Here is a 274-nt window from a genome sequence, read left to right as displayed (position 1 = left end):
GAGAACTCCAACGTCGACCTGACCCAGCAATTGGTCGGCCTGATGGAGGGCCAGCGCAACTACCAGGCCAACACCAAGGTGCTGACCACCAACAAGGAACTCACCCAAGTGCTGTTCGGCGCGATCTGAGGCTGACCCATGGACCGTCTCGGCTACACCGCAATGACCGCCGCCAGCCGCACCATGAGCTCGCTCACGGTGCGCGCCCACAACCTGGCCAACGTCCACACGCCCGGTTTTCGGGCCGACCTCGAACAGGCCCAGGCCGTTGCCG

2 protein-coding genes are annotated in these 274 nt (G+C 64.6%); both read left to right on the top strand.

The window, feature by feature from the left end; translation table 11 throughout:
• Window positions 1-129: flagellar basal body rod C-terminal domain-containing protein (locus tag GYB81_RS24395; protein WP_306342889.1), on the top strand; the 129-nt coding region annotated here is incomplete at its 5' end.
• A 9-nt stretch (window positions 130-138) separates the two neighbouring features.
• On the top strand, window positions 139-274 hold a 136-nt coding region (locus GYB81_RS24390; RefSeq protein WP_218573901.1), incomplete at its 3' end, for a flagellar basal body protein.

Source organism: Pseudomonas yangonensis, assembly GCF_009932725.1.
In the GTDB taxonomy this organism is placed as follows: Bacteria; Pseudomonadota; Gammaproteobacteria; order Pseudomonadales; family Pseudomonadaceae; genus Aquipseudomonas; species Aquipseudomonas yangonensis.
The sequence above is the reverse complement of the archived record's forward strand: the minus strand, read 5'-3'. Positions and strand labels throughout refer to the sequence as shown.